The following is a 3,281-nucleotide window of genomic DNA, read 5'->3' as shown; positions in this document are numbered from 1 at the left end:
GGGGCCGAGCTGGGAGAGGAAACCGGTGATCTCGATGCCATGCACCTGTTTCAGGTACTTCTTGGCAATGGCCCCCGCCGCCACTCGCATCGCGGTCTCGCGCGCCGAGGAGCGACCGCCGCCGCGATAGTCCCGCTGACCATACTTCTGGTGATAGGTGTAGTCAGCGTGCCCTGGCCGGAACAGATCCTTGATGTCGGAGTAATCCTTGGAGCGCTGATCGGTATTCTCGATAAGCAGCCCGATGGAGGTGCCGGTGGTCTTGCCCTCGAACACCCCGGAGAGGATCTTCACCTCATCCGGCTCACGGCGCGGCGTGGTGTAGCGGGAGGTCCCCGGCTTGCGCCGATCCAGATCCCCCTGCAGATCCGCTTCGCTTATCTCCAGTCCCGGCGGGCAACCATCGACCACGGCGCCCAGCGCCAGGCCGTGGCTCTCGCCAAAGGTGGTGACTCGAAAGAGTTGACCAAAACTGTTCCCTGCCATGCGCGCTCCTGCTTAGTTCTTGTAGATGGCGAAATGATCCTGATACTGCACCAGCTCTTCACGGCTCATCACAAAGACGCCGTGGCCGCCGTTTTCAAACTCCACCCAGGTAAAGGGGATCTCGGGGAACTGGGCTTCCAGATGGATCATGCTGTTGCCCACCTCGACCACCAGCACACCGTTATCCTTGAGGAAGTCGGCCGCGTGGGCCAGCAGACGCTTGGTCAGCTTGAGGCCATCGGAGCCGGACGCCAGCGCCAGCTCGGGCTCGTGACGGAATTCGTCCGGCAGATCCGACATATCTTCGGAGTCCACATAGGGCGGGTTGGAGACAATGAGATCGTACTTGTCGCCCGCCGGCAGATCGCGGAACAGATCGGAGCGGATCGGAATGACCTGCTGCTCCAGCCCGTGATCGTTGATGTTGCGCTCGGCCACGTTCAGCGCATCGATGCTGATGTCGATGGCATCCACTTCCGCTTCCGGGAACTCGTGGGCCATGATGATGGCGATGCAGCCGGAGCCGGTGCACAAGTCCATGATCCGGGTCGGTTCATGTTTGAGGAACGGCGCGAAGCGGTTGGCCACCATCTCGGCAATGGGGGAACGGGGAATGAGCACCCGCTCGTCCACGTAGAACTCCCAACCGGCATACCAGGCCTTGTTGGTCAGGTAGGCGGCAGGTACCCGCTCCTGTACGCGGCGGATAATCAGCTCGGCGATGCGGTGACGCTCGCTGCTGGTCAGACGGGAGTGGCGCATGGCCGGGTCTACATCCGGTGGCAGATGTAACGCGGGCAGTACCAGCTGCACAGCTTCATCCCAGGCGTTGTCGGTTCCATGACCGTAAAAAATCCCGGCGTCGTTGAAACGACTCATGGCCCAACGCAACATGTCCTGGATGGTGTGCATCTCGGCAACCACCTCATCGATAAATATCTTGTCCAAATCCACCTCCAAGTCGAGTAATATCCGGCCCGAGCCCCCACTGAGTGGCGGGCAAGACGCATACCTAATAAATGAGCATCTGATGAAAAAAACGCCCTCACCGACAGACGAGGAAACCCTGCTGTTCCGCGATGCGATAAAAGGTACCCGGAAAATCAAGCAAGATACCATAAGGGCCGAGTTACGCCCGGTCAAGCAGAAACGCGAATTGCGTGAAACCCGCGAAAAGCTTGGGGTTGACCACTATTTCAGCGATGAGTATCAACCCCATCTCGACGACGATGGGCCGACCCGTTACGTGCGGGAAGATGTGTCAAAATTTGAGCTGAAAAAGCTCAAGCGGGGCATTTATCCGCCGGAGATCTACCTGGATCTGCACGGTATGAACCAGCAGCAAGCAAAACAGGAGCTGGCCGCCCTGCTCACCCTCTGCCAAAAAGAGAACATTCACGTCGCCTCGGTGATGCACGGCATCGGCAAACATATTCTCAAGCAGCGCATTCCCAGCTGGCTGGCCCAGCACCCCAATGTGCGCGCTTTCCATCAGGCCCCCCGCGAATGGGGTGGCGACAGCGCCATTCTGGTGTTGCTTGAGATCGAAGAGTAGTTAGCCAAACGGCCACACTATACTGCATATCAATATGTTATTTGCAGTGGAGGTCGCATGTTTGCACAGGGTTCCCATGCCGGCATAAAGTCATCTCTCGACGCCATCGGCGCCGCCGTAGCGGTGTTCAGCCTCGACAAGGATGGCCACTTTGTGCTGGTGTCGGCTAATGACACCTTTGCCAAGGCCTTCGCAATCGATCTCCTTGGCTGCATTGGCAAAAAACTCAGTAAGATGTTTCCACGCTACATCACCAGCAGCATCGAACAACCGATGCACGAGTGCGTCACCCTGCAGACCGGGGTGGAGAGCGAACTGCCCATCGATACCCTGTCACGCACCAGCTGGTGGCGTTTTGTGCTCTCCCCCATCATTCCCGAACAATCCCGGATCACCCGGATCATCGTCACCGCCATCGACATCACCGCCAAGAAGCAGCTGGAAGAGGCCCTCACCACCAGTCGCCGCCGCTTCGAGGCGGTGGTCAACTCCGCCTATGACGGCATCATCAGTGTCAGCAGCGAGTCGCGCATCGAACTTATCAACACTGCCGCTTGCGAGATGTTCGGGATCGACGAGAGCTATCTCGGTAAACGGCTCGAAACCCTGCTGCCCCAGCGCTTTCGCGCCAACCATGAAGGCTACATCCAGGCATTCAGCCACTCCCCCATCAATTCGCGCCCCATGCATGCCCGCGCCTCGGTGGTGGGACTGCGCAGCGACGGCAGCGAATTTCCGCTCGAGGTGACCATCGCCAAGATCAATCTGGGTCAAACCACCGAAATGACCGCCATCTTGCGGGATATCTCCGAGCGGGCCCGGCTGGTGGAGGAGCTGAGAGTCGCCGCCACCACGGATCCCCTGACCGGCATTGCCAACCGGCGCCGTTTCGACGAGCTGGTCAACGCCGAGATGCAGCGCTGCCAGCGCTTTGGCCACACCATGAGCCTGATGATGATTGACATCGACCACTTCAAGGAGGTCAACGACACCTTCGGCCACCAACAGGGGGATCAGGCGATCATGAGCCTGGTCAACCGGATTGGTAAACAACTGCGAGAAGTGGACATGCTGGGGCGCTGGGGCGGCGAGGAGTTTATCGTGCTGCTGCCGGAGACCTCCCTCGAGCTGGCGTGGACCTGTGCCGAACGGATCAGACTGGCAGTGGAGTCGGCGCGCCACGCCCTGTCCGGGGCGCTCGAAGTCACCCTCACCATCAGCATCGGGATCAGCACCAGCA

Annotated in this window: 4 protein-coding genes; 2 read left to right on the top strand and 2 right to left on the bottom strand. The window is 59.5% G+C overall.

The window, feature by feature from the left end; all coding sequences use genetic code 11:
- On the bottom strand, positions 1-486 hold a 486-nt coding region (gene aroC, locus LD28_RS0111775; protein WP_033137160.1), incomplete at its 3' end, for a chorismate synthase.
- Between the two features lie 12 nt (positions 487-498).
- Complete coding sequence (gene prmB, locus LD28_RS0111770) at positions 499-1,434, bottom strand: 50S ribosomal protein L3 N(5)-glutamine methyltransferase (RefSeq protein WP_033137161.1); 936 nt, start codon at positions 1,432-1,434, stop codon at positions 499-501.
- A gap of 82 nt (positions 1,435-1,516) precedes the next feature.
- On the opposite strand from prmB, the gene smrB reads away from it, so the two are divergent.
- Together smrB and LD28_RS0111760 are read left to right on the top strand one after the other, a co-directional pair.
- Complete coding sequence (smrB, locus tag LD28_RS0111765; protein WP_033137159.1) at positions 1,517-2,041, top strand: endonuclease SmrB; 525 nt, start codon at positions 1,517-1,519, stop codon at positions 2,039-2,041.
- A 57-nt stretch (positions 2,042-2,098) separates the two neighbouring features.
- The coding region (locus LD28_RS0111760; RefSeq protein WP_033137158.1) for a sensor domain-containing diguanylate cyclase at positions 2,099-3,281 on the top strand (1,183 nt) is incomplete at its 3' end.

This window comes from Aeromonas finlandensis (assembly GCF_000764645.1).
Lineage (GTDB): Bacteria > Pseudomonadota > Gammaproteobacteria > Enterobacterales > Aeromonadaceae > Aeromonas > Aeromonas finlandensis.
The sequence above is the reverse complement of the archived record's forward strand: the minus strand, read 5'-3'. Positions and strand labels throughout refer to the sequence as shown.